Origin of the sequence: Marinicauda pacifica, assembly GCF_004793635.1 — a bacterium.
Taxonomy (GTDB): domain Bacteria; phylum Pseudomonadota; class Alphaproteobacteria; order Caulobacterales; family Maricaulaceae; genus Marinicauda; species Marinicauda pacifica.
The window spans coordinates 191,808-216,596 of the sequence record NZ_SRXV01000002.1 but is presented as its reverse complement, the minus strand read 5'-3'; the positions used below and the strand labels follow the sequence as shown (position 1 = coordinate 216,596).

General features: G+C 65.1%; 17 protein-coding genes. 14 read left to right on the top strand and 3 right to left on the bottom strand.

From position 1 onward, the window contains the following. Nucleotides 1-3: 3 nt before the first annotated feature. The gene (locus E5162_RS07485; RefSeq protein WP_135944491.1) at nt 4-1,611 is read right to left on the bottom strand and encodes a GMC family oxidoreductase; all 1,608 of its coding nucleotides are present in this window, start codon (nt 1,609-1,611) and stop codon (nt 4-6) included. Beyond that, complete coding sequence (locus E5162_RS07480; protein WP_135944489.1) at nt 1,608-2,945, bottom strand: serine hydrolase domain-containing protein; 1,338 nt, start codon at nt 2,943-2,945, stop codon at nt 1,608-1,610. Before E5162_RS07480 ends, E5162_RS07485 begins: the two co-directional genes overlap by 4 nt. A 305-nt stretch (nt 2,946-3,250) precedes the next feature. On the opposite strand from E5162_RS07480, the gene E5162_RS07475 reads away from it, so the two are divergent. The 9 genes from E5162_RS07475 to msrA all read left to right on the top strand — a co-directional run bounded on the left by E5162_RS07475 (nt 3,251) and on the right by msrA (nt 14,460). After that, nucleotides 3,251-5,986, top strand: coding sequence for a TonB-dependent receptor (locus E5162_RS07475; RefSeq protein WP_135944487.1), 2,736 nt, complete (start codon nt 3,251-3,253; stop codon nt 5,984-5,986). Between the two features lie 153 nt (nt 5,987-6,139). Next, a complete protein-coding gene (locus E5162_RS07470; RefSeq protein WP_135944485.1) occupies nt 6,140-6,595 on the top strand; it encodes a hypothetical protein in 456 nt (151 codons plus the stop codon). Beyond that, nucleotides 6,579-7,532, top strand: coding sequence for a sterol desaturase family protein (locus E5162_RS07465; protein WP_135944483.1), 954 nt, complete (start codon nt 6,579-6,581; stop codon nt 7,530-7,532). Before E5162_RS07470 ends, E5162_RS07465 begins: the two co-directional genes overlap by 17 nt. A gap of 133 nt (nt 7,533-7,665) precedes the next feature. After that, nucleotides 7,666-8,751, top strand: coding sequence for a ferritin-like domain-containing protein (locus E5162_RS07460; protein WP_135944481.1), 1,086 nt, complete (start codon nt 7,666-7,668; stop codon nt 8,749-8,751). Nucleotides 8,752-8,840: 89 nt separating this feature from the next. Beyond that, the gene (locus tag E5162_RS07455) at nt 8,841-10,328 is read left to right on the top strand and encodes a L,D-transpeptidase family protein (protein ID WP_135944480.1); all 1,488 of its coding nucleotides are present in this window, start codon (nt 8,841-8,843) and stop codon (nt 10,326-10,328) included. Between the two features lie 92 nt (nt 10,329-10,420). After that, complete coding sequence (locus tag E5162_RS07450) at nt 10,421-11,425, top strand: N-acetylornithine carbamoyltransferase (protein WP_135944478.1); 1,005 nt, start codon at nt 10,421-10,423, stop codon at nt 11,423-11,425. Between the two features lie 4 nt (nt 11,426-11,429). Then, nucleotides 11,430-12,794, top strand: coding sequence for an acetylglutamate kinase (locus E5162_RS07445; protein WP_135944476.1), 1,365 nt, complete (start codon nt 11,430-11,432; stop codon nt 12,792-12,794). Further along, nucleotides 12,791-13,735, top strand: a complete 945-nt coding sequence (gene argC, locus E5162_RS07440; protein ID WP_135944474.1) for an N-acetyl-gamma-glutamyl-phosphate reductase — start codon at nt 12,791-12,793, stop codon at nt 13,733-13,735. Before E5162_RS07445 ends, argC begins: the two co-directional genes overlap by 4 nt. A gap of 83 nt (nt 13,736-13,818) precedes the next feature. Then, entirely contained in the window at nt 13,819-14,460 is a 642-nt protein-coding gene (gene msrA, locus E5162_RS07435; RefSeq protein WP_174234995.1) for a peptide-methionine (S)-S-oxide reductase MsrA, read from the top strand. Here the strand turns inward: msrA and E5162_RS07430 are convergent. Continuing rightward, nucleotides 14,457-16,013, bottom strand: a complete 1,557-nt coding sequence (locus E5162_RS07430; RefSeq protein WP_233342063.1) for an ArnT family glycosyltransferase — start codon at nt 16,011-16,013, stop codon at nt 14,457-14,459. The genes msrA and E5162_RS07430 overlap by 4 nt on opposite strands. Nucleotides 16,014-16,405: 392 nt before the next feature. On the opposite strand from E5162_RS07430, the gene E5162_RS07425 reads away from it, so the two are divergent. From E5162_RS07425 to aguB, 5 genes are all read left to right on the top strand, one after another. Beyond that, nucleotides 16,406-19,660, top strand: a complete 3,255-nt coding sequence (locus E5162_RS07425) for a TonB-dependent receptor (RefSeq protein ID WP_135944470.1) — start codon at nt 16,406-16,408, stop codon at nt 19,658-19,660. A 168-nt stretch (nt 19,661-19,828) separates the two neighbouring features. After that, on the top strand, nt 19,829-21,427 hold the full coding sequence (locus E5162_RS07420; RefSeq protein ID WP_135944468.1) for an alkaline phosphatase D family protein: 1,599 nt from the start codon (nt 19,829-19,831) through the stop codon (nt 21,425-21,427). A gap of 83 nt (nt 21,428-21,510) precedes the next feature. After that, entirely contained in the window at nt 21,511-22,533 is a 1,023-nt protein-coding gene (locus E5162_RS07415) for an agmatine deiminase family protein (RefSeq protein WP_233342062.1), read from the top strand. 29 nt (nt 22,534-22,562) lie between these two features. After that, entirely contained in the window at nt 22,563-23,816 is a 1,254-nt protein-coding gene (locus E5162_RS07410) for a serine hydrolase domain-containing protein (protein ID WP_158291229.1), read from the top strand. A gap of 9 nt (nt 23,817-23,825) precedes the next feature. Continuing rightward, nucleotides 23,826-24,659 carry an N-carbamoylputrescine amidase gene (gene aguB / locus E5162_RS07405; RefSeq protein WP_135944464.1) on the top strand — a complete coding sequence of 278 codons (834 nt, stop codon included), beginning with the start codon at nt 23,826-23,828 and terminating at the stop codon, nt 24,657-24,659. Nucleotides 24,660-24,789: the final 130 nt, after the last annotated feature.

The following is a 24,789-nucleotide window of genomic DNA, read 5'->3' as shown; positions in this document are numbered from 1 at the left end:
CTTTCAGGAGGTCGCAGACTGGATCATGTCGGCGGCCCGTGTCGCGATCATGATCGTGGGGGCGTTGGTGTTGCCGCCAACCAGGCGGGGCATGACGGATGCATCAACCACTCGGAGCCCCGGGACGCCGTGTACGCGGCACTGCGGATCGGTGACTGCAAGCTCGCCAGTTCCCATCGCGCAGGTGGAGGTTGGATGGTAGAGCGTTTCGGCCAGGTCAGGCACCTCGTCAGCGAGCTCACTGCGGCTGCCTGTCGCGGAACTCGGTAGCTCAAGCTCAAGCCGCTCATCGTCGAAAACGTCGCTCATCAGGAGGTCGCGCGCAATCTTCAGGCAGTCGATCATCACTTCCATGTCACGACCGCCATCTTCCAGATAACAGGGATCGATCAGGATATGATCGGAGGGGTCGGCGCTCGCCAAGCGCAACCGGCCCCGGCTTTCAGGATAAAGATTGCAGGCATGAACGCTCATGCCATGACCTCCCATTGTGCCCTCGCGCCCGTGCGGGCTCGTCAGCGCAGGAATGAAGACCAGTTGGATGTCTGGCAAATCCCCGGCCTGGCTGGATCGGATGAAGCCCGATCCCTGGACCGGATTGACGGTGAAGCGGCCCTTTCCGGTCAGAGCCCACTGCGCGATGTCGAACGCATTCTCCGGCAGCTTCTTCCAGGAATAGCCCATGGAGGTTGTCGAACGGGTGCGCGCTCGCGCCATCACGTCGAGATGGTCTTGCAGGTTGGCACCGACGCCAGGCAGGTCGTGTTCGATGGAGATGCCATGTTCGCGCAGATGATCGGCCGGTCCGATGCCGGACAGCATGAGCAGGTGAGGTGAGTTGACCGCCCCTCCACAGACGATGACCTCGCGGCGGGCGGTGATCTGCTTCCGCTCCCCCTTGTGGTCGATCTCGACCCCGGTTGCTCGGCCACCTTCCAGCACGATCCGGCGGGCCATCACCTCAGTCAGGACTGTCAGATTCTCGCGGCCAAGTGCTGGCCGGAGGAATGCGTCGGCTGCCGAGCAGCGTTTGCCGTCCTTCTGTGTCACCTGGTAGGTGCCGAAGCCCTCTTGGCGAGTCCCGTTATGATCTTCATTGGAGGGGATCTGGCGCTGTCGGCAGGCGTCGAAATATCGTTCGGTCAGCGGATTGACCGGGGCGATGGTCTTGACGTTCAAAGGGCCTGCCTTGCCGTGCCAGGGCTGTCCGTGGTTTTCGTTGTGCTCCACGCGTGTGAAGGCTTCAAGCGCGCTATCCCGGTTCCATCCGGCTGCTCCATAGACGCTTTCCCACTCGTCGTAATTCTCCCAGGCACCGCGCATGTAGTGCATGGCGTTGATTGAGGACGAGCCGCCCAGCGTCTTGCCTCGTGGCCAGTAGAGTTTCCGATCTCGCAACCCGCGCTGGGGTTCCGTCCAGTAGTCCCAGTTGATTGAGGGGTTGCTCAATGCGAACTGGAGCAACATCGGCGTACGGATTGCCGCCTTGTTGTCCTTTCCGCCGGCTTCCAGGACGCAGACCTTGATATCCGGCCTCTCGCTCAACCGCCCCGCCAGAACCGATCCTGCGGAGCCCGCTCCTACGATAACGTAGTCGAACGCTTCGCTCATTGCGGCGGCTCTCTAGGCTCGGAGGCTGCCGGGTTCGAATCGATCGAGGACTCTGGCTCCGGCCCGGCCTGATCGCCGTCGGCTGCCCCGATGGGCTCTGCGTCCGGCTCGCCCTCTGACTCGTCCGGCGGAGCGACTGACTGAACAATCGCCCTCATCAGTGCGAACGCCTCTTCTTCGCGTTCGCCCCAATCGGGATCGCCAGCATTCATCGCGACCACGACCCCGCGGTCGCGATCAACCCAGACGTACTGGCCATAGACGCCAGCCATGAAGAATTCGCGCTCTGCATCGGGCGGGATCCAGAAATGAAGGCCATAGCCTCGCGGCGCATATCGCGCTTCCGGACCCGGCTCCTGGAACGGAGCGTTGGGCCGCGTCGCGCGCTCGACCCAGCCTTCTGGGACCAGACGCTCATTATTCCAAACCCCGTCCTGAAGATAGAATTGTCCGAAGCGGGCAAAGTCGCGTGTCGTCGCTTGCAGGCAGCAATAGCCGACTTCGATGGCCCGCTCATTGTCAACATTGGTGAGCCACGTCGCATCAGACGTCATACCGAGCGGCGTCCAGACTCTGTCCTCGACGATGCCGGCGAGCGTATCGTCGAACACGTTGCGCACGACGGCAGAGAGAACGTGCGTATTCGGGCTGACATAGTGCAAATCTCGACCCGCCGGGCGGTCGCGTACGATTTCTCCTGCCATGACGTCGACATCGCGGCCTAGAATGAACGCGTTGAAAAAGAAGGGTCGAATGTCGCTCTCGCTATCCTCCGAATATTCTTCGACGAATTCGACACCTCCCGACATCATCAGCAAATGGCGCAGGCTGGTCTCGCCATAGGCGGTGCCTTCAAAGACAGGCGCATATTTCGCCGCGTTGTCGTCAAGGCTGTCGATCAATCCCTCTTCCATCGCCATTGCGATCAAGGTGGCGACGAAGCTCTTGGCCACCGACCATGAGGTGAAGCGGGTTTGGGCATCGGCGCCCTGGCCATAGCGTTCGCCGACGACGACGCCGTCGCGAAGAGCGACAATGCCGAGCGTTCGCGCCGAGCTCATGAAGTCGTCGATCGTGCGTGTTTCGCCGTTGAAGGAATAGGTGGCGTCCAAAGGCGCGAGCTCTTCGGGAAGCGGTTGAGGATCGACCGCTTCGATCCGGCGCGATGGAAGAATTTCATCCATGCGCTGAAAGGTCTGCGCGAACTCTTCGGGATCATCCAGCGCGGTGATTCGCGCCGGCGAGTAGGGCGACCAGGGGCGATAATACCAACCGGCCGCAATAAGGGCGATGATCAGAACGAGAGCCGCCAAGGCCCCTATGATACGTCCCATGGACGTCCTCCCCTGTAAAAGTCGGTACCGTCTCTCTGGCCCGGGGGCACGGGGACGGACTCGCCTAGCCTGCCGTTTAGTGAACACCGTTCTTAAATGAATGACCAGCCGGTTCTTGCGGCCGGCATCCAATAGTGTCCATTGAGGGTTTGTGCGCCAATCGGGCGGTGTTGCTTCTTTGTCACTTAGCCCGGGGCCGATTGCGAACCTCAGATGACAAACCTGCAGAATACTGCCTACAGTCGGCTTTGAAGAGATGGCCGGACCATAAGAGCCATCCTCAATACATAGGGGGAGGAGACCCGATGACCCGTTTTTCAAAGGCCGCTCTGCTTGGTGCGAGCGCGCTTGCCGTGAGTCTGACTTCGGCGACCGCCGTCGCTCAGGTCGACGTCATTACCGTTACTGCCCAGAAACGCGAACAAACCCTGCAGGAGACCCCGGTCTCCGTCTCGGTGGTCAGCGACATCGCGATCCAGCAATCGCAGGTCCGCGACGCGGCGGATTTGCAGATTCTGGCACCCACGCTGACGGTCTCGGAGTTCGCCGCCTCGACGAACACCCAGTTCACCCTTCGCGGGGTGGGCACCAGCTCGTTCAACCCGGGCCTCGAGCCTTCCGTCGGCGTCTTCATCGACGGCGTCTACCGCCCGCGTGCGGGTGCCGCGATCAACGATCTTCTTTCGATTGAGCGCGTTGAGGTGATTCGCGGTCCGCAATCGACCCTGTTCGGCCGCAATACGCCGGCCGGTGTGGTCAGCTTCATCACCAAGGAGCCGGAATTCGAGTTTGGCGGCGATGCCGAACTGACGGTCGGCAATTACGGGCAGTTTGTCGCCAAGGGCACGATTACCGGCCCGCTCACCGATACCGAGACCTTGGCGTTCCGCCTCGATGCGACGACCCACACCAATGACGGCTATCTGGAAAACGTCTCGCCGGTCGGCCAGATCGACCAGGTCAACAATCGCGACCGCCAGAATTTCCGCGCCCAGCTGATGTGGTTGCCGACCGACCGCACCGAGGTGCGCCTCATCGGCGATTACGGCACCATCGACGAGAATTGCTGCGCCGCGCCGTTCGGTTACTACGATCCGATCGACCAGGGTGCGATTCTGGCGTTGGGCGGAACGGCCCTGCCGGCCGATCCCTTCGACGAACGCATTGCTGTCAACGGGCTGGTGAACACCCAGCTGGATACGTCGGGTGTGTCGCTGCAGGTCGATCACGAGTTCGACAGCTTCACCTTCACCTCGATCACCGCCTACCGGACGTATGACGAGGCTCAGCGCATCGACGCGGACTTCTCCGACATCGACCTGATCGGCAACCGCGACATCGATACCGATTACACCAGCTTCACTCAGGAATTCCGCCTCACCTCGACCGGCGACAACTTCGTCGACTGGATGACTGGCGCGTTCTTCTACGACAACGATCTGAACTTCCAGCAGAATGTGGATCTGGGTTCGGATTCCAAAGCGTTCTTCGATATTGCCTCCGCCGGCCAGGTTGCCCCGATCGTGGCAGCGATCAACGGCGCCGCGCCGGGCACGCTCCCGCCGGGCACCGGTGGCGTCTCGCTTCTCGAATTCCTCGTGGGCGCCAACAACATGCTCGGCGTTCCGGGCGTACCGGCCCTGCCGGCTGAAGGCTATATCGCCGAGAACCATGGCGTCGTGCTTGAGGATTACGAGTACAACACCCTGTCCTGGTCGGCCTTCGGTCAGGTCGATTTCAATCTGACCGACCGGTTCACCTTCACGGTCGGCGCGCGCTATACCGAAGAAGAAAAGGACATGACGACGTCGATCAATATCGACGATCCGCTGTCCGCGATCAGCTTCGCCGAACTCGGGTCGAACCTGCGTTTCCCGGCGTGCAGCGTGCCCGGTAATGTCGCCAGCTGCCCGTACGCAGTGACTGCCATCCTCGCCGGTCAGGCCGCCGGCGGCGATCCGGCAGCCCAGGCTGCGCTTGCCCAGATTGCCAACGCAGTGGGCATTGCGCCCAACAACCCGCTTCTGCTGGTCAATCCGACCGCAGCCTCGCTGATCGCCAACTCCGAGGCGAACTTCCTGAACGGCTTCACCGCCTTCCAGAACTTCTCTCCGGCGAACCCGTCGCAATATCCGACCAGCCGGACCGATGACAATCTGTCCTACTCGCTGATCGCCAGCTATGACGTCTCCGACACGCTGAACGTCTATGCGAGCTATTCCACCGGCTTCAAACCAGGCGGGTTCAACCTGTCCTACGAAGCGGTGGAGACCGGTATCTTCGAGTTCCAGGAAGAGAATGCGTCATCCTGGGAGATCGGTGCCAAGGGCAGCCTGCTCGACGGCGCGATGGTCTACGCGCTCACCTATTTCAACCAGGAAATCGAGGACTTCCAGTCCGAGAACTTCGTCGGTCAGGGCTTTGCGCTCGACAATGCCGGCTCCATCGAGGTGAGCGGGATCGAGTACGATATTCAGTGGGCGGCGACCGACCGGCTCTTCTTCACGTTCGGCGGTACGTATCTGTTCGAAAGCATTTATGGCGAGTACGAATTCGCCCCTTGCCCGGACAGCTCGCCGCTCTTCGGCCCGGTCTACGATCCCACCGATCCGTTGTTCGCTGCCTGCGCCACACCGCGCACCAACGATGCCGGCGTCACGGCACGGTTCAACGATCTGTCGGGCCGGGACCGCGGAAATTCTGAGCTTGTCTCAACGCTGACAGGTACTTACACGCAGCCCATCGGCAACAATCTCGAGATGTTCCTGCGCGGTGAGGCCTATCACCGTTCCGAGTATTCGCTTGTGACCGGGCTGGATCCGCGGCCGGTGGCCAATCAGGACGCCTACACCCTGTTTAACGCCTCCGTCGGCCTGGGTGCCGCGGACGGAGCCTGGCAGGTGCAGGTCTGGGGCCGCAATCTGGGCGAGGAAGAATACAAGAAGGGCGGCTTCCCGTCCGTCGGCTATCTCGGCTCCTCGTTCAACATCTATCCGGGCGATCCGCGCACCTATGGCGTGACGCTTCGGGCGTCCTTCTAGGGCGACCGCGAGCAAGCTCGCAAACGACTGGAAAGGCGTCGGGTTTTCCCGGCGCCTTTCTTGTTTGCAGCAGGCATTTGCGCGATGGCGCGGAATGGTGAACACTGTTCGTGATTGTCGGCCCTGCATGCCGCAGACCTGTGAAGACGAGCCATGAACGACCCTCTCATCCTCATCCTGGTGTTGATCGCCTCGGCGGTCTCGATCACCGGTCTTGTGCTGCTGAACCGCTGGCTCGGCGGATGGCAGCCGGCGCGCCTGGAGAGCCCGGCCGGGGCTGCGACCTGTCTTTCCAATGACATCGTCGGATTTCGTGCCGGCGAGACCGCGCTGTTTGACCAGGGCACCGGCGCATTCGTGATGGAGCAGGGCGGCGATCGCCTGGGGCTGGTCTGGACGCGGGGAGCTCGTTTCGTGACGCGTGTCCTGTCCGATGGAGATGTCGCCAGCGTAGATCGCGAGGGTCGAACCTTGACGCTAAAGCTTTGCGATTACACGTTTTCTCGAATGGAAGCGGTGATGGCCGATGAGGCTGAAGCCGAACTCTGGGCCGAGCGCCTGAATGGATTCCTGCGCGCCGAAGGAGGCCGCGATGCCCAACCTGCCTGATCCGATCCTGCTGGCGATTCCGGCCTTCATCGCACTGATCGTCGCCGAAATGATCTACGCCCGGGTGACCGGGAGGGCCCAGTTCGAGCCCAGCGATACGGCCGCCAGCCTGACGATGGGGCTGGGGAATACTGTGTCGGGACTCGCGCTCGGTTTCGTGGCCGTGGCCTGGTTCACCTACCTGGAACGCTTTGCCCTGCTGGAAATCGGCTATGTCTGGTGGGCGTTTGCGCTGGCCTTCGTGCTGGACGATTTCGTGTATTACTGGGCCCATCGCATGGCCCATACGGTGCGCTGGTGGTGGGCCGACCACGTCGTTCACCATTCCTCCCAGCACTACAATCTGAGCACCGCGCTGCGCCAGCCCTGGCTGAGCCCGCTGACGCTGAAATTCATCTTTTTCGGCAGCTGGTTAGTTCTGATCGGCTTCCCGCCGGCCATGGTCGCCTTCGTGGGCGCGCTCAACCTGGTCTACCAGTTCTGGATCCATACCGAGGTGGTCAAACGCCTGCCTTATCCCGTGGAAATGGTGATGAATACTCCCTCACATCACCGGGTCCATCACGCCACTAACCCGTGCTATCTCGACAGTAACTTCGCGGGCGTTTTCATTATTTGGGACAGGTTGTTCGGTACCTTCGTGCCGGAATCCGCTACTGAACCATGCCGGTACGGTATCGTGAAAAATCTCGGCACTCACAATCCGATGGTGATCTGCCTGCACGAGTGGTGGGGGATTGTGAAGGATGTCCGCTCGGCCAGATCGCCGCGCGAGGTGATCGGTTACTGGCTCGGCCCGCCGGGCTGGTCTCCGGACGGAAGCCGGGACTGCTCGAAAACGATCAAGAAAAAATGGCACGCCCTGCAGAGCGCTCAACCTGTTGATGTGGATGAGCAATCTGAAACGGGACCGGAACAGGCCGCCCCGGCGGAATAAGGCCTCTCTGGACAGGACGCGGTCCGGGCCTCATTATCATTTCTCGAACGTCGTTCATGAGTCCGCGCCTGGTGCTCCAGGGCTCCAGACGCGCGGACCGGAAACGGCGGCGTGATCTGGAGGAGTTTGACCCATGACGGCCCTGCGCGACCTGTACCCGATGCCCGGCATCGACGACCACTGGCACGTGCCCCAGGAATTCGACGCGGTCTTCGACTGGCGGTTCGACGAGGGGCGCACGACGCTCATGCACTTGTACCAGAAGGGCAAGGACATGCAGTGGGACGCCATGGCGCGCATCGACTGGGACCAGGAACTCGATCCGGAGAACCCGATGGAGATGCCCGACGAGGCGGTCCCCATCTATGGCTCGGACATCTGGAACAAGCTGAACAACAAGGAGAAGGCCGAGCTGCGCCGGCACGGGCAGGCCTGGAATATCTCGCAATTCCTGCAAGGCGAGCAGGCCGCGCTGCTGGCCGCCTCCAAGATCGTGCAATCGGTCCCCGATCTCGATTCCAAATTCTACGCCGCGACCCAGGTCATGGACGAGGCCCGCCATGTCGAGGTCTATCGTAACCTGATGAAGAAGTTCGGCGTCGCCTATCCGATGACCGATCCCTTGCAGGACCTGATCAACGACGCCCTGCGCGACAGCCGCTGGGACATGACCTATCTGGCCATGCAGGTCGTGATCGAGGGGCTGGCGCTGGCCGCCTTCGGGACGATCCGCGACATCGCCCAGAACCCGCTGGCGCGCATGGTCAACGCCTATGTCATGGAGGACGAGGCGCGCCATGTGGCATTCGGCCGGCTCTCCCTGCGCGACTACTACCCGCAGCTGACCCAGGCCGAGCGCGACGAGCGCGAGGAATTCCTGGTCGAGGCCTGCTACCTCATGCGCGACCGCATGACCCAGAGCGGGGTGGTCTACGAAACGCTGGGCCTGCCCGTGGCCGAGTGCGAGGCCTTCACCCAGCAGTCTGAAATCGTGAAGCTCTACCGCACGCTGCTCTTCCAGCGCATCGTGCCGATCGTGAAGGATATCGGCCTGTGGGGCCCGAAAATCCGCAAGGCCTACGAGGATATGGGCGTGCTGCACTTTGCCGAGCTGGACCCCGACCTCCTGCAGCAGCAGGACGAGGAGGTCGCGCGCGGCATCGACGCCAACAAGGCGCGCGCCGATTATATCTCCGCGGTCGCCGCGCACGCCGAATAAAACCGTCCGGCCGGCCCACCAGAGATTGCCGCGCCGCCCCGGCCGCTATAGTTTCCCGAACGTTAATAGCGGCCGGGCGGGGCGGGCCGATGCATCGCATCTTCGATAAATTGCGGGCGAGGGCGCTGGGCCTTCTCGTGGCGGCGCTGGCCAGTCAGGCGGCGGCGTTCGCGCAGGCGCCGGCGTGGGACGACGCGGCGGTCGAGAGTCTGTCCTTTGCCCTGTCTGAAGCGTGGACCCATGGCCTGGACCCGCGCGACTATGGCGATGCGGACCGGTTGCTGGAAGAGCCGCCCGGTCCGCGCCGCGACGCCTTGGCCTCCGGTGTCTTCCAGACCTATGCCAGCCACCTCGCCTTTGGCCGGGTGGACCCGCGCCGTCTCGACGGCGACTGGACCGCGCCGGTGCGCGACCAGGATATCGACGCCTGGATGGCGCGCGCCCTGTCGACCGGCGACGTCTATGGCGCGCTGGAAGCGCTGGCGCCCCAACATCCAGACTATGCCGCGCTTCGAAGCGAGCTCGTCTACCGCATGGCGGTCACCGAGCCGGAAACCCTTATCGCCCGCGGCCCGACACTGGGGCTCGGCGATTACGGGCCGCGCGTGGATGCGCTGCGCACGCGCCTGGCCCAGCTTTCCATGCTGGATGCGCCGGCCCCGGACGGCACGCCGTTCGACCAGCGTCTCCAGACTGCGCTGATGCGTTTCCAGGCCCGGCACAACCTGGCCGGTGACGGGCGGATGGGCGAGACGACGCGGCGCGAGCTCAATGCCGGGCGCGACCGCCGTATCGACCAGTTGCGGGCCAACCTGGAACGCTGGCGCTGGCTGACCGCCGACCTCGGCGCGCGCCATATCCGGGTCAATATCGCCGACTACCGGCTGGAGGCCTGGCAGGACGGCGAGATGGAGCGCGTCCACAACATCATGATCGGCCGGCTTTATTCGCGCACGCCGGTCTTTTCAGAGACGATGAGCTATATCGAGCTCAACCCGGTCTGGTACACGCCCGGCGGGCTCGGCGCGCGCTGGGTCAGGACCTTTCGCACCAACCCGGCCTATGCCCTGTCGCAGGGCTACCGCCTCGTCAGCCTAGATACCGGCCGCGTCGTAGATCCGTACTCGGCCGACTGGAGCCATGGCCGCTATCGCGTGATCCAGAGGCCGGGGCCGAACAACGCGATGGGGGAGGTGAAGTTCATGTTCCCCAACCGGCACAATGTCTACATTCACGATACGCCGCACCGCGCCCTGTTCGCCAACAGCCAGCGCGACGATTCCTCGGGTTGCATGCGCGTGCAGCACCCGGTCGACCTGGCCTGGTGGGTGCTCGATGACGAGCCGGGCTGGTCGCGCCTCCAGCTCGATGAGGTGCTGGCGACCGACGATACGCGCCGGGTCTATCTCGATGAGCCGATCGAGGTTCACATCCTCTACTTCACGGCGGTGGCGGACCGCTTCGGCGAGGTCCGCTTCATTCACGACGTCTATGGCCGCGACGACGCGGTAATTGCCGCGCTGAACGGGATCTATCCCGCTCTGCCGGAAGAGGACGCGCTGGCGGCGCTGGAGTAGGCGTCAGACAAGGCCGGGCCGCCACTTCGATTTGCATTGATCTGACGGGCGTCTTAAACGCGTTAGCCTTGTGCCACGACAGGGTCAGAGCCATGCGTCATTTCCTCTCCACCGAAGACTGGTCGCGCGACGAGCTGCAAAGCCTGATCGACCGGGCGCGCGCCTATCGCGAGAGCCCGCTGGGCGATGCGCTGAAGGGCAAGTCGATCGCGCTGCTCTTCTTCAACCCGAGCCTGCGCACACGCACCTCCTTCGATCTGGGCGCCTACCAGCTGGGCGGTCACGCCATCGTGCTGGATGCGCGCGGCTCGACCTGGCCGGTCGAGTTCGAGGAAGGCGCCGTCATGGATGACGGGCCGGAGGAGCATGTGAAGGAAGCCGCGCGCGTGCTGTCCTCCTACGTGGACCTGATCGCGATCCGGGCATTCCCCAAGTTCGAGGACTGGACCGCCGAGCGCGAGGATCCGCTGATCCAGGCCTATGCGCGCCACGCCACGGTACCGGTCATCAACATGGAGACCATCGTCCATCCCTGCCAGGAACTGGCGATGATGATGGCGATGCAGGACCGCATGGGCGATGTGCGCGGCAAGGATTTCCTGCTGACCTGGGTGCCTCATCCCAAGCCGCTGAACACGGCGGTGGCCAATTCGGCGATCCTGATGGCGTCCAAGTTCGGCATGAATGTGCGCATGCTGGTGCCGGATGAGGCCTTCGCGCTGGACCCGCGCTACATGGGCGCGGCGGAGCGGTTCTGCGCCGATGCCGGGACGCAATTCTCCCTGACCACCAACGTCAAGGAGGCCTATAGCGGCGCCGATGCGGTCTACGCCAAGAGCTGGGGCGCGCTGCCCTTCTACGGAAAGTGGGAGGAGGAAGCCCCGCTGCGCGCCAAGGGCGCCGGCTTCATGATCGACGACGCGAAGATGGCGATGACCAATAACGCGGTCGTCAGCCACTGCCTGCCGATGCGGCGTAATGTGAAGATCGCGGATTCGGTCGTGGATTCCGATGCCTTTCTGGGTCTTCAAGAGGCGGAAAACCGCCTGCACGTGCAGAAGGCGCTGATGGAATCGCTGGCCGGGGCGGAGCGCTGAACCGATGACGAAGTCCCATTCGAACGCGCCGGAAGCCGGTCCGGCGACCGCGCCTGTGCGCTCCGCCATCGTGCAGCTGCTCTCCCACATGCGCGACGGCAAGGAGATCCGCGAATATCTCAATCGCTTCTCCGAGGTCGACCAGGAGCGCTTTGCCGTGGTCAAGGTCGGCGGTGCGGTGATCGAGGAGGAGCTGGATGCGCTCGCCAATGCGCTCGCCTTCCTGCAGACGGTGGGTCTGGCGCCCATCGTGGTCCATGGCGGGGGTCCGCAGCTGGACACGGCGTTGAGCGCGGCGGGCATCGCGACCGAACGCAAGAACGGGCTGCGCGTGACCCCGCCCGAGGCCATTCCGGTGCTGCGCAAGACGCTGACCGATCTCAATGTGCGCCTGGTCCAGGCAGTGCGCGATGCGGGCGGACGCGCCGCGTCGATCCCGTCCGGCGTGTTCGAGGCCGAGATCGTGGACGAGGCGGGGCTGGGCCGGGTCGGCAGCCCCTCCCATATCCGGATGGATCTGGTCGCGGCCGCGGCGCGCGCCGGTCAGGCGCCGATCCTGGCATGCCTCGGCGATACCGCCGACGGCCGGCTGGTCAATGTGAACGCGGACGCGGCGGTGCGCGCGCTGGTTCACGAATTGCAGCCCTACAAGGTGATCTTCCTGACCGGGACCGGCGCCCTGCTCGACGAGAGCGGACAGCCTATCTCGGCGATCAACCTGACCACCGATTATGAGGACCTGATGCGGGCCGAATGGGTGGCCGGCGGCATGCGTCTGAAGATGGAAGAGATCAAGCGCCTGCTGGACGATCTTCCCCTGTCCAGCTCGGTCTCGATCACGCGTCCCGACGCGCTGACCAAGGAGCTGTTCACCCATGCCGGGGCCGGCACGCTGGTGCGCCGGGGCGAGAACATCCTGTCGATCTCCAGGCGCGAGATGCTGGACGAGGCGCGGACCCGCAGCCTCATCACCGAAGCGTTCGGACGCGCGCCCGTGGCGGACTATTTCGACCGGCTGGGCTTCGATCATGCCTTCGTGAGCGAGAGTTACCGCGCGGCGGCGATCACGAGCCGGCTGGACGACGTGGTCTATCTGGACAAGTTCGCCGTGCTGGACGAGGCGCGCGGGGAAGGCCTGGGCGGCGCGGTCTGGCGCAAGCTGGTCGAGTATGCGCCGCGCCTCTACTGGCGTTCGCGCGCGGACAATCCGGTCAACGAATTCTACTATGCGGTGTGCCACGGCGCGGTGAAGTCGGGCCGCTGGATCGTGTTCTGGCGCGGCGAGGACGATCTGTCGCGCATTGCCGAGCGGGTCGCGCGCATCGCCGCTCTGCCGCCCACGCTGGAAGAAACCGGGAGCGCATCATGAAACGGATCGGCCTGGTCGGCGCACGCGGCCATACCGGACGCGAACTGATCCGCCTGCTGTCGCGGCGCGAGGATATGGGGCTGGTCTTCGCCTCCTCGCGTGCCATGGCCGGAGAGAGCGTCACTGCGCTGGCGTCCGAGGCTCCGCGCGAGCTGCGCTTCGAGGCGCTGGATGCCGAGGCCGTCGCCGCCAAGGGCGCGGACGCGGTGATCCTGGCCATGCCCAATGGCGAGGCCGCGGCCTATGCCGACGCGATCGCGCAGGCCGCACCCGGAACCGTGATCGTGGACCTGTCGGCCGATTTCCGCTTCGACGCAAGCTGGCTTTACGGCCTGCCGGAAATCCATGGCCGCGACCGGCACCGGGGCGCGACGCGCATTTCCAATCCGGGCTGCTATGCCACCGCCGGTCAGCTGTGCGTGGCGCCGGTGCGCCACCTCCTGTCCGGTCCGGCCCATGTCTTCGGCGTGTCGGGCTATTCGGGCGCGGGTACCACGCCGAGCCGGAAGAACGACACCGAGGCGCTGGCCGACAATCTGATGCCCTATGCGCTCGCCGGTCATATCCATGAGCGCGAGATGAGCCGGCATCTGGGGCAGGATGTGCGCTTCTCGCCCCATGTGGCCGCCTTCTTCCAGGGGCTGATCGCTACCGCGCAGCTGGAATTTCGCGAGCCGGTGACGCAGGAGGCCTTCAAGGGAGCCTATCTGGACGCCTATGCCGACGAGGCGCTGATCGGCTTCATCGAGGACAGGCCGCCGGAAATTCGCGACGGGGCGCATTCGAACGGGGCGAGCGTGGGTGGCTGGACGCTGAGCGAGGACGGGCGGCGCGGCGTGGTCGTGTGCGCGCTCGACAATCTTCTCAAAGGCGCGGCGGTGCAGGCGATCCAGAACCTGGCCCTGGCGCTGGAGCTGGACGAGTTCGAAGGGCTCACCTGAACCTCACTGCGTCGTGACTTGGGAAAAGCGCGCGCACGGTCCAGTTTCTCCAGGGCGACCCAAGCTGCCCGTTGGAGACATTCATGCGTATTGCCGCTCTTGCCGGCCTGGCCTTTCTGCTGACCGCTGCCGCCTGCGCGCAGGAGGAAAGCGGGGCGCAGGCCCAGACCAGCCCGCCCGATCCGGACCTGCCTCAGGGCGCCGAACAGGCGATCTTCGCGTCGGGGTGCTTCTGGTGTACCGAGGCCGATTTTGAAAAGCTGGACGGGGTGATCGAGGTCGTGTCCGGCTATACCGGCGGCAGCGAGGCCGACCCGAGCTATCAGGATGTCGTTGGCGGGCGCACCTCCCATGTCGAGGCGGCGCGCGTGGTCTACGATCCCGGCGAGGTGGGCTACGAGGCGCTGCTCGACCATTACTGGCGCAATGTCGACCCGTTTGACGCGCAGGGCCAGTTCTGCGACCGCGGCGCGAGCTACGCGCCCTTCATCTTCCCGGTGAACGAGGCGCAGATGGCGCTGGCGCAGGCCAGCCTGGATGAGGTGCAGGCGCGCTTCGATCGCGAGATCGAGGTGGAGATCGAGGCGGCGGGCGCGTTCTGGCCGGCCGAGGCCTATCACCAGGACTACGCGGAAAAGAACCCGGCGCGCTATCAGCGCTATCGCTTCGGCTGCCGCCGCGACCAGCGCCTGCGCGAGGTCTGGGGCGACGAGGCGCGCGGCTAGTCGGAGGAGGAGGCGCGTTCGCGTTCGATCTGCGCTTCGTACTCCGGTGAGCGCGCCACGCGCCGATAGTCTTGCGCCAGGAAGAGATCGTAATGGCGCCGGCGGTCGCCGCCGAGCTCCACGGTGATCTCGCCGAAGGCTTCGAAGCGGGCAAAATCGCGCTCGATGACGGGGATTTCCTCCGGCCGTTCCGAGGCGATGAGCACCGGCGCGCCATAGCCATCGGGCAGAGGCCAGCCCTGCTCGGCATGATTGAGCGCGCCCTCATGGCGCAGCCACATGTAGAGCGCCTCGCCGTCGACCGAGCCATAGCGCTGCATCTGATGGAAATCGTTACGGTTGTCGAAGACGAGCGCATCCGCGCCCGAGCGCTCGAATGCAGCCGACAGTTCGGCGGTCGACTGGTCCCATCCGCGCACGCGCTTGAACGCATTGGCGACCCCGGCCGCTTCGGACAGGGGCACGGAGGCGGCGAGCACCATCATCGAGATGCCGACGAGCGCGTGCAGGCCGACAGAGCCGTACAGGGCATAGCGCCGCCAGGCCGGTCCGCTCAGCAGGAAGGCGACGGTGAGAACCAGGCCGGCGGCGTAGGCCGAGGCCGCCCAGTTGGCATGCGCGCGGCTGATGAAGGCCTGAAGGCAGACAATGACCAGGATGGGCAGGCTGTAGAGCGCGAGCATGAGGCGCGGGCGGGCCGGGCCGGACTGGCGCGCGCCGCGCACGGCCTGCACGATGGCTACGAGCAGCACCGGGAAGAAGACCGGTCCGAACACGGCGAGCTGGTCGACCAGGAACTGGCCAAGCTCCTCGAAATTGAACAGGTTCGAGCCCCAGTTGGCGTTCGCCGCCGTGTGGGTGACGGTGGCAAAGTCGTGCGCCGAATTCCACGCGAGGTTGGGCAGGATCAGCACGGTGGCGAGCGCGAGCGCCGCCGCGCCCTTCAGCGTGAGGAGCGCCTGGCGCGCGGGCTGGTCCACCACGAGCGCGAGGGCCGTGCCGAGGAAGAAATAGATCATCGCGTACTTGGACAGGAAGCCGAGCCCCGCCGCGAGGCCAAGCCCGAGCGCGCTGGGCCAGCCGCCGCCCTGGCGCAGCCTGACCAGGCAGTAGAGGCCGGCGCTCCAGCTCGTCATGAGCACGCCATCGGTCGTGATCACGGTCGCCGAGAGCCAGACCGAAGGCAGGGTGATCCAGGCGATCGAGGTCCACATGCCGGTGCGCGCGCCGAACAGGCGGGCCGCCGTCAGTCCGAGGAAGACCGCCGTCGCGGTGTGCAGGAAGGGCGCCGCCAGGCGCACCGCCCAGTCGGCCTGGCCGAAGAGCGAGGTGGTCAGCGCGATGATCCAGGCAATCATGGGCGGCTTGGAGAAATAGCCCCAGTCCAGATCGCGCGACCAGATCCAGTACTGGGTCTCGTCGGCATAGAGCTGACCCGGATCCAGGGCGATTGCCGCGATTCGCGCCACCAGAAGCGTGAGCAGGACGCCTGCCGTGGCGGTCAGCTCGACCCGGGCGGAGCGCAGAGCGGGATTGTCGGTCATCGCGTTCATGATCCCGGTGTGTCCTAGATGTGCGGGCGGCTGTCAAAGCCTTCGAGCGTCCGGCCGCGAACCCGTCGCAAAACAGGCGTGGCCGGAATGCAACGCTGCACGTGCGAAGCGCAGGGTTTCGTTAAGTCCTGCGGCGGTTTTCCCGCCGCCGCGCCGATCGGACTCGGCTGCCTGCCTGGGCAGGCGGGAAGGGCAAACCCCCCGCATATAAAAGCGATACAACCGGCGGCGGCTTCGAAGTTGTGTCAGGGCACGGAAAATGTGCGCGTTGACGCCGACACAAAACCTTCACACTTGTGTCACCGAACCGTGAAGGGGGGCTCGTAAGCGACCGGCAGTACACAGGCGCGTTGCCTGTGACGCAATCGGTCGATTAAGGGGGACCAACACCCATGGCTTTCTTCAAGAAGCTCGCTTACAGCACGTCTGTGGCCGCGCTTGCGGCAATGGCCGCGACGTCGGCAGTTCACGCCCAGCAGACCTCCGCGTCGCTGCGCGGTGAAGTCGTCGACGCCAACGGAAACGGGATTTCCGGCGCCACCGTCACCATCATTCACACGCCGTCGGGCACCGCATCGCGCGCCGTGACCAACGAGTCGGGCAACTTCTCCCAGTCCGGCCTGCGCGTCGGCGGCCCGTTCACGGTCGCAGTCAACGCCCCGGGCTTTGAAGGCGACGTCATCGACGGCCTGAACCTGGCCCCCGGCTCCCAGCCGCCGCTCACCCTGACGCTGAACCCGCAGGCCTCCGACGTGATCGTCGTGACCGGCCAGGCGATCAACCGTCTCGACCTGAATAACGGCGTCGGCTCGGTCTACTCCGCGCGCGACATCGCCAACCAGCCGTCGGCCAATCGCGACGTGCTGCAGACCCTGACCCGCGACCCGCTGGCCTTCTCCAGCGGCGAAGGCCAGCTTTTCGTGGCCGGTACCAACCCGCGCTTCAACGGTCTGGCCATCGACGGCGCCCTGCAGCAGGACGATTTCGGCCTCGGTTCGAACACCTACGCGACCGAGCGCTCCCCGATCTCGCTCGACGCCATCGAATCCGCCTCCCTGGCCGCGTCCGACTATGCCGTGACCGTGTCCGGTTTCACCGGCGGCCTGGTCAACATCACGACCAAGTCGGGTACCAACGAGTTTGATGGTTCCGCCTACTACTACTACCAGGACGAAGGCTATTTCGGCGACGAGACGGACGGCCAAGCCTTCACCGTCGCGCCGTTCGAGGAAAAAGAATACGGCTTCACGCTCGGCGGCCCGATCATCGAAGACCGCCTGTTCTTCTTCGTGGCCTATGACGAGTTCGAGTCCGGTTCGGGCCAGAACTTCACCCAGGACGACATCGACGACGATATCGACCCGGCCTTCTACGACGCGTTCAACACCTACGTTCAGAACCAGCTCGGCTACGACATGGGCGGCCGCCCGTCCGTCGTGTCCCTGCCGGTGACCTCCGAGCGCCTGCTGGGCAAGATCGACTGGAACATCACGGACAATCACCGTGCGTCCTTCACCTACCAGTCGACCGAAGAAGGCGGCACCTCGGTCAGCCGTCAGGGCTTCGAGAGCTCCTGGTACGACATCCCGGTCGAACTGACCGCCTATACCGGCCAGCTCTTCTCTGACTGGAGCGACAGCTTCTCCACGACGCTGCGCGTCAACTACAAGGAATTCACCCGCGGCCAGATCTGCCGCGCCGGCACCGACCAGCCGGCCCTCGAATTCCGCCTGAACGAAGCCGACCTGGCGGGCTCCCCGCTGGCCGGCATGATCGATGGCTCGAGCGACGAGTTCTTCACCGGCGGCTGTGACCGTTTCCGTCACGCCAACGAGTTTGAAGACGAGCGCCTGCAGCTCTTCGCCTCGGGTGATTACTCCTTCGGCGACCACCTGCTGACCTTCGGCGGCGAGTACGAGAACTACGAGCTGTACAACCTGTTCGTTCAGTCCTCGAACGGCTACTTCATCTACAACGATCTGACGGACATCCAGAACAACACCCCGACGATCAACTACTCCAACTCGCCGACCAACGATGCCAACGACGCGGCGTCCGCCTTCGCGATCGCCAAGTGGACGGCCTTCATCCAGGACACCTGGCAGGTCACCCCGTCGCTGTCGGTCGATTACGGCCTGCGCTACGAGTACTTCTCCCAGGACGACACCCCGCCGCTCGACGCCAATCTCGACGCCACCTACGGCGCCGGCACCAGCGGTCAGAACCTGGACGGTCTCGACCTCATCCAGCCGCGTGTCAGCTTCCGCTGGGACGGCCTGGACCGTACGACCGTGACCGGCGGCTTCGGCCTGTTTGCCGGTGGCGATCCGAAAGTCTGGATCTCCAACGCCTTCCAGGGTGCGACCGCTTCTGCCAGCCAGTCCGGCTTGGCCATCTCCAGCTTCGACGTTCCGGCTGCCCTGCAGGCCGACGTCGCAGCCCAGTCCGGCCGCGTGATCGACGTTGTCTCTTCCGACTTCGAAGTTCCGTCCGACTGGAAAGCCTCGCTGCGTGTCGACCACTCGTTCGACGCCGACTGGTTCGGTTTCAACCTGGGTGACGACTACATCGTGTCGGCCCAGTACCTGTTCTCGACCCCGCAAAACGGATATGTCTGGAACAACCTGGCCCAGACCGAGCTCGGCGCGGCGCTGCCGACCGGCACCGCTCCGGACGGCCGCACCATCTACGCCGATCTGCAGGACCTCGGCATCGGCAACCTGACCGAGCTGTCCAACGCGGACGGTTCTGAAAGCCACATCCTGTCGGTCAGCCTGCAGAACGAGTTCGACAACGGCTTCGGCTTCTACACCAGCTACGCCCACCAGGACGTGGAATGGGTCTCCGAAGGCAGCTCGTCGCGCGGCATCTCCAACTGGCGCGGCCTGACGGCGATCGACCGGAACAATCCGGAAGTCCGCACCTCCTACTGGGAAGTCGAGCACTCCTTCAAGATCGGCCTGTCCTACGAGCGTGACTTCCTGGCGGACCTGACGACGCGCTTCGACGTGTTCGGCGAAATCCGCTCGGGCATCCCGTTCACCTACACGTTCGACGTCGGCTCCAGCAACTCGCTGTTCGGCCGCGCCGGCGACTTCGAAAGCCCGTTCGATAACAGCCCGCTCTATGTCCCGACCCAGGGCGGCGATCCGCTGGTGGTCTATGCCAGCGGCTTCGATCAGACGGAGTTCTTCGACTTCGTGAGCGAGTACGACATCCCGACCGGCCAGATCCACGAAGTGAACACGGCTTCGTCGAACTGGAACCAGCAGTGGGATCTTCGCATCCAGCAGGAACTGCCGGGCATCCCGGGTGTCGGCCGCTTCGTGGGAGACAACAACTTCTCCTTCGTGCTCGACATCATCAACTTCCCGAACCTGCTCAATGACGAGTGGGGCGTGCAAAGCGGTGGCGTCGGCAACGGCCAGGCCGCGATCGTGGCCGCGGACCTCGTCTCGGCTGCCGACGTGGCCGCCAACGGTGTCGACGGAGCCACGGCTCTGACCGGCGACGACGCGCGCACGACCTGCACGACGGCCAGCTCCTGCGTCTATCGCTACAACGAGTTCGACGAGACCGACATCTCGCCGGTCAACCAGTTCGACTCGCTGTACGAAATCCGCGTCGGTCTGCGCTACGAGTTCTAAGCTCGAAGCCGGATTGTCCGGACACTAAAAAGGGAAGGGCGGCTCACACGAGCCGCCCTTTCTTTTTGTGTATCAAACCAAGCGGTTGAGGCCGGGTTTCGTGAAACCGTCAAACCCGTCGGGTATGAGACGTCCTGGCCCTTTTCATTCGCGCAACGGAGCGTCCCCATGAGCAAGCTGATCCTTCCCGATCCGACCCGCCGCCTGATCCTGCGCGGGGCCGCCGGCGGTGCGCTGGCGGGGCTGGCCGCAGCCTGCCGGGTGCCGGAGACGAGCGCCTCGAACTACCAGCGCTTCGACACCGATCCGTTCACGCTGGGCGTCGCGTCCGGCGAGCCGACGCCGGAGGGCATGGTGTTGTGGACGCGGCTGGCGCCCAACCCGTTCGAGCCGGACGGGGGCATGGGCGAGTCCACGGTCGATGTCCGCTGGGAGATGGCCGAGGACGAGGCCTTCACCCAGATCGTGCGCCGCGGCGTCGAGCGCGCCGTTCCCGGTCAGGGCCATAGCGTTCACGCCGAGATTTACGGCCTGCCGGCGGGGCGGACCTATTTCTACCGCTTTCATGCCGGAGAGGCGACGAGCCCCGTGGGCCGCACCGCGACGGCGCCCGCTTTCCTGTCCGGGGTCGACCGGATGCGGGTCGCCTGGGTCTCGTGCGCGCATTACGAGCAGGGCTTCTTCCACGCCTATCGCAATATCGTGGAGGAGAACGCCGACCTGCTGGTCCACACTGGCGACTATATCTACGAATCCAGCTGGGGGCCGCAGGTGCGCCGCCATGCCGTGCCCGAGCCCTACACCATCGCCGATTACCGCATGCAGCATGCGCTCTACCGGCTGGACCCGGACCTTCAGGCTGCCGCCTCCCATTGTCCGTGGCTGGTGACCTGGGACGATCACGAGGTGGATAACGACTATGCCGGCGATGTCGGGGAGGAGGCGGGAGTCTCGATCGCCGACTTCCGCAAACGGCGTCTGGCCGCCTACCAGGCCTATTGGGAGAACATGCCGCTGCGCCGCCGCTCCATGCTGGAACGCGCCCGCGGGGAGATGCGCATCTGGGGCGAAAGCGTGTTCGGAAACCTCGCCGCCATCTACATGACCGACGGGCGCCAGTTCCGCACCCCGATGGCGTGTCCGACCGAGTCCGACCGCGGCGGCAACATGATTGCGCGCGATTGCGCCGAGCGCCTCGACCCGGCGCGCACCTATCTGGGCAACGACCAGGAAGGCTGGCTGCGCTATAATTTCGCGCGCTCCGGGGCGCGCTGGAATCTGGTGGTCCAGCCCACCTTGTTCAGCCCCTTTTACGGCACCGATCCGGAAACCGGGGCGGCCAATGCCTGGTCGGATGGCTGGGACGGATACCCGGCGGCGCGCCAGCGCATGGTCGACCTGTTCGCCAGCCGGCCGGAATCCAATCCGATCGTGCTGGGCGGGGACACGCATTGCTACTGGGTCTGCGACGTGAAGCAGGACTATGAAGACCCCGCCTCGGCCACTGTGGCGAGCGAGTTCGTGACCACGGCCGTCACGTCTCACCACACCAATCACGACGCGTTTGCCCAGACGGCCAGCAATTTCGGACACATCAAGCATTTCGATGCGCGCGAGCGCGGTTACGGCCTGCTGGACCTGAGCGCGGAGCGTGCGGAGATCACCCTGCGCACCGTGGGCGAGGTGAAACGGCGCGACGGCTATGCACCGGGCGACCAGGCCCGCTTCGTCGTCGAGGCCGGCCGGCCCGGTCCGCAAGCGGTCTAGCAGGAGGTTCCGGCGGCTCTGCCGGCAGGGTGTATCGCGCACCGCCTCGCCCTCTCGCAGGCGGCGGGGCGCCATGGTATCGAATGACCATGACACAGCGCTTCATTCCCCACGAAACCGCCCCTCAGGCCAGCATCCACACCTGCTGGCCGGCCGCCGAAGACCTCTGGGAAGAGGATCTGTCCCCGGCCGAGGAGGAGTTTGCCGGCTTCCTGACCGCGCTCGCCGAACCGGGGCGCGACGCCCGGCGTACGCCGCTGGTGATCTATGCCGCGACGGCACGCGCCGAGGCCAATGCGCGCCGGGCGCTGGGCGCTCGTGCGCGCGTCGTCCGCGCCGAGTACGGCGATGTCTGGGCGCGCGATACCGGGCCGGTCTTCGCGCTGGAGGACGGCGCCCTGAAGGCCGTGCGCTTCCGCTTCAACGGCTGGGGCGGCAAGTATCAGTTTGCTGCCGATCACATGATCGGGGGCGAGATCGCCCGCCAGGCCGGCGCCGAAGAGGACCGGTTCGATCTGGTGGTGGAAGGCGGCGCGCTGGAGTTTGACGGGGCCGGCAGCGTGGTGACCACGCGCCAGTGCCTGCTCAATACCAACCGCAATCCCGGCAAGTCGGAACAACAGGTCGCCGACACGCTGAAAGACGCGCTGGGCGTCTCCAATATCATCTGGCTCGACGAGGGCCTGGTCGGCGATCATACCGATGGGCATGTCGACAATATCGCGCGCTTCATCGCGCCGGGGATCGTGGCCTGCCAGAGCCCGACCGGGGCCGACGATCCCAATGCCCGCGTGCTGGGCGAGATCGTACGCCAGCTGGAGACGGCGCGGGACGCCAAAGGGCGCAAGCTGCAGGTCGTGCGCCTTCCCTCCCCGGGACTGGTGGAGATGGAGGGCGAGGCGGTGGCCGCTTCGCACATGAACTGGGTCGTGGGCCGTGCCAATGTGGTGATGCCGGCCTATAACGAGCATGCGCGCGATGCAGCCAGGGTGCTTGCCCGCGCGTTTCGCGATCATACGGTGGCTGCGCGCCCCGCCAACGCTATCCTCACCGGCGGCGGCGCGTTTCACTGTGTGACCTGCAATGTCCCGGCGCCACACGCCTGATCGATAGCTACGCGAGGGTTGAGCCTTACGTGTTTGCGGTACCGTTCTTCAGCGCTGTTTTTCTGGCCCAGCAAATCGCCGGGACGATGCCGGGGCCGTGGGCGCCCGGCGAAGCCCCGCGTATCGAAAGCGTCGACGCGCCCGTGCCGGCCTTTCCTACCGCCGAGGTGGAAAGCGCGCTGACCGCGCTGGCGCTGCGTCCGCCGGCCGAGCCAGGCTGGCTTGACGCGTTCACACGCCGGCTGAACGAGGCGGCGCGTGCCGATCAGGTGGTCGGGCTGGCCGCGGCCGTCATCGAGAACAACCAGGTCGTCCTGACCTATACCTACGGCGAGACCGATGCGGGCGGGCGGGAGCCTGTGACGACCGACACGGCCTTCCGGGCCGCCTCGCTGAGCAAGACCTTTACCGGCACGCTCCTGTCCATCCTGCACACGCGCGGCATCGTCAATCTGAACGCCGCCGTGCCCGACACCGTGCTGCAGCTGAAGAGCGGGGAGGAGATCACCTGGCTGCAGCTATTGTCCCACCAGACGGGCCTGCCCAACAATGCCTACGACAATCTGATCGAGGCCGGACGCGATCCGGACCGGGTGCGCGAGCGCCTGGCCGATGTCGACCAGATTTGCGGTGTGGGCGCGTGCTACAGCTATCAGAATGTGGCCTTCGCCCAGGCCCGGGTGCTGATCGAGCAGGCCACCGGCATGAGCTACGAGCAGGCGCTGCGCACCTATCTGTTCGAGCCCTACGGGCTGGATCACGCGAGTGTGGGCACCGACCAGCTGCGCGAGAGCGAAAGCTGGGCCCGGCCCCATCGCGGCTGGCGCCGCTCGGTCGACCGGGCGGGACGTCCCGACACGCCCTATGACGGGCTGCCGGCCGCCGCCGGGGTCAATCTGACGCTGAACGATCTCATCGCGTGGGCGCGCGCCCACCTGGCGATGAGCGGCGGCGTCCCGCATGAGGCGCGCAATTTTGCCTGGACGCCGCGGGTCAATTCGCTGCGCGAGACGGTGCGCCTGGGCGCGGTGCGCGCGCGTGTCGACGAGACCGGCTACGGGATGGGCTGGCGCATCTATTCGTGGGGCGACCGGACGCTGATCATGCACTCGGGATCGCTGTCGGGCTATGGCGCGCAGATCGTGCTGGAACCGGAGACCGGGTTTGCCTATGTGGCATTGTGGAATGCGGATGCGCGCGCGCCATGGCGGCTGTGGCCGACGGCGATGGATTTGCGCACCGGTGACGGGCCGGGCGACTGGCTCGACGATCTAGACGGTTAGGAGGGTTTCATGCCCCGGACGATTTCCATCGGCGTCATTCAGGCCGCCTTCTCCAACGATATGGGCGAGAATATCGATACCGTCTCGCGCCTGGTGCGCGAAGCGGCCGGCAAAGGCGCGAAAATCGTCCTGCCGCCCGAACTCTTCCAGGGACCGTATTTCTGCAAGACGCAGGAAGAGCGCTGGTTCGAAACCGCCTATCCGGCGATGGACCACCCGTGCGTCACCGCGCTGCAGACGGTCGCGCGCGATCTGGACGTCGCCATTCCGGTCTCGATCTTCGAACGCGACGGCCCGCATTATTACAACTCCATCGTCATGCTGGATGCCGACGGCAAGGCGCTCGGCGTGTACCGCAAGACGCATATTCCCGACGGGCCGGGCTATCAGGAGAAATACTACTTCCGCCCCGGCGATACCGGCTTCAAGGTGTGGGACACAAAGCATGGCCGGGTCGGGGTCGGCATCTGCTGGGACCAGTGGTTCCCCGAAACCGCGCGCGCGATGGCGATGATGGGCGCGGACGTCCTGCTCTACCCGACCGCGATCGGGTCCGAACCCCACGATACCAGCCTGGACACCGCGATGCGCTGGCGCCGGGCCATGCAGGGCCACGCGGTCTCCAATGTGATGCCCATCGGCGCGGCCAACCGGGTCGGTGACGAGGAGGGGCAGGTCTTCTACGGCACGAGCTTCATCTGCGACCATACCGGCGAGGTGAAGGCCGAGCTCGACCGCGACCAGTCCGGCGTGCTGGTGGCCGAGTTCGATCTCGACTTCCTGGACCGCCACCGGGCCGCGTGGGGGTTCTTCCGGGATCGGCGCCCGGAGTTTTATCGGTAGGCTTCAGTCCGGTCCCGCGCCGGTTTCTTCGCTCCCCGCCGAACGGCGGGGCCCAGGGGAGGCCGGGGGCTGACCCATGATGACGGCGTTCCACGATCTCTGGGTCCCGGCCTTCGCCGGGACGCGTAAG

Excerpts from the sequence above, each read along its gene's own strand:
- E5162_RS07480 (WP_135944489.1), bottom strand. The coding sequence starts at position 2,945 with ATGGGACGTATCATAGGGGCCTTGGCGGCTCTCGTTCTGATCATCGCC.
- E5162_RS07470 (WP_135944485.1), top strand. The coding sequence starts at position 6,140 with ATGAACGACCCTCTCATCCTCATCCTGGTGTTGATCGCCTCGGCGGTC.
- E5162_RS07425 (WP_135944470.1), top strand. The coding sequence starts at position 16,406 with ATGGCTTTCTTCAAGAAGCTCGCTTACAGCACGTCTGTGGCCGCGCTT.
- E5162_RS07430 (WP_233342063.1), bottom strand. The coding sequence starts at position 16,013 with ATGAACGCGATGACCGACAATCCCGCTCTGCGCTCCGCCCGGGTCGAG.
- msrA (WP_174234995.1), top strand. The coding sequence starts at position 13,819 with ATGCGTATTGCCGCTCTTGCCGGCCTGGCCTTTCTGCTGACCGCTGCC.
- E5162_RS07450 (WP_135944478.1), top strand. The coding sequence starts at position 10,421 with ATGCGTCATTTCCTCTCCACCGAAGACTGGTCGCGCGACGAGCTGCAA.
- E5162_RS07465 (WP_135944483.1), top strand. The coding sequence starts at position 6,579 with ATGCCCAACCTGCCTGATCCGATCCTGCTGGCGATTCCGGCCTTCATC.
- E5162_RS07445 (WP_135944476.1), top strand. The coding sequence starts at position 11,430 with ATGACGAAGTCCCATTCGAACGCGCCGGAAGCCGGTCCGGCGACCGCG.
- E5162_RS07420 (WP_135944468.1), top strand. The coding sequence starts at position 19,829 with ATGAGCAAGCTGATCCTTCCCGATCCGACCCGCCGCCTGATCCTGCGC.
- argC (WP_135944474.1), top strand. The coding sequence starts at position 12,791 with ATGAAACGGATCGGCCTGGTCGGCGCACGCGGCCATACCGGACGCGAA.
- E5162_RS07475 (WP_135944487.1), top strand. The coding sequence starts at position 3,251 with ATGACCCGTTTTTCAAAGGCCGCTCTGCTTGGTGCGAGCGCGCTTGCC.
- E5162_RS07460 (WP_135944481.1), top strand. The coding sequence starts at position 7,666 with ATGACGGCCCTGCGCGACCTGTACCCGATGCCCGGCATCGACGACCAC.
- E5162_RS07415 (WP_233342062.1), top strand. The coding sequence starts at position 21,511 with ATGACCATGACACAGCGCTTCATTCCCCACGAAACCGCCCCTCAGGCC.
- aguB (WP_135944464.1), top strand. The coding sequence starts at position 23,826 with ATGCCCCGGACGATTTCCATCGGCGTCATTCAGGCCGCCTTCTCCAAC.
- E5162_RS07455 (WP_135944480.1), top strand. The coding sequence starts at position 8,841 with ATGCATCGCATCTTCGATAAATTGCGGGCGAGGGCGCTGGGCCTTCTC.
- E5162_RS07485 (WP_135944491.1), bottom strand. The coding sequence starts at position 1,611 with ATGAGCGAAGCGTTCGACTACGTTATCGTAGGAGCGGGCTCCGCAGGA.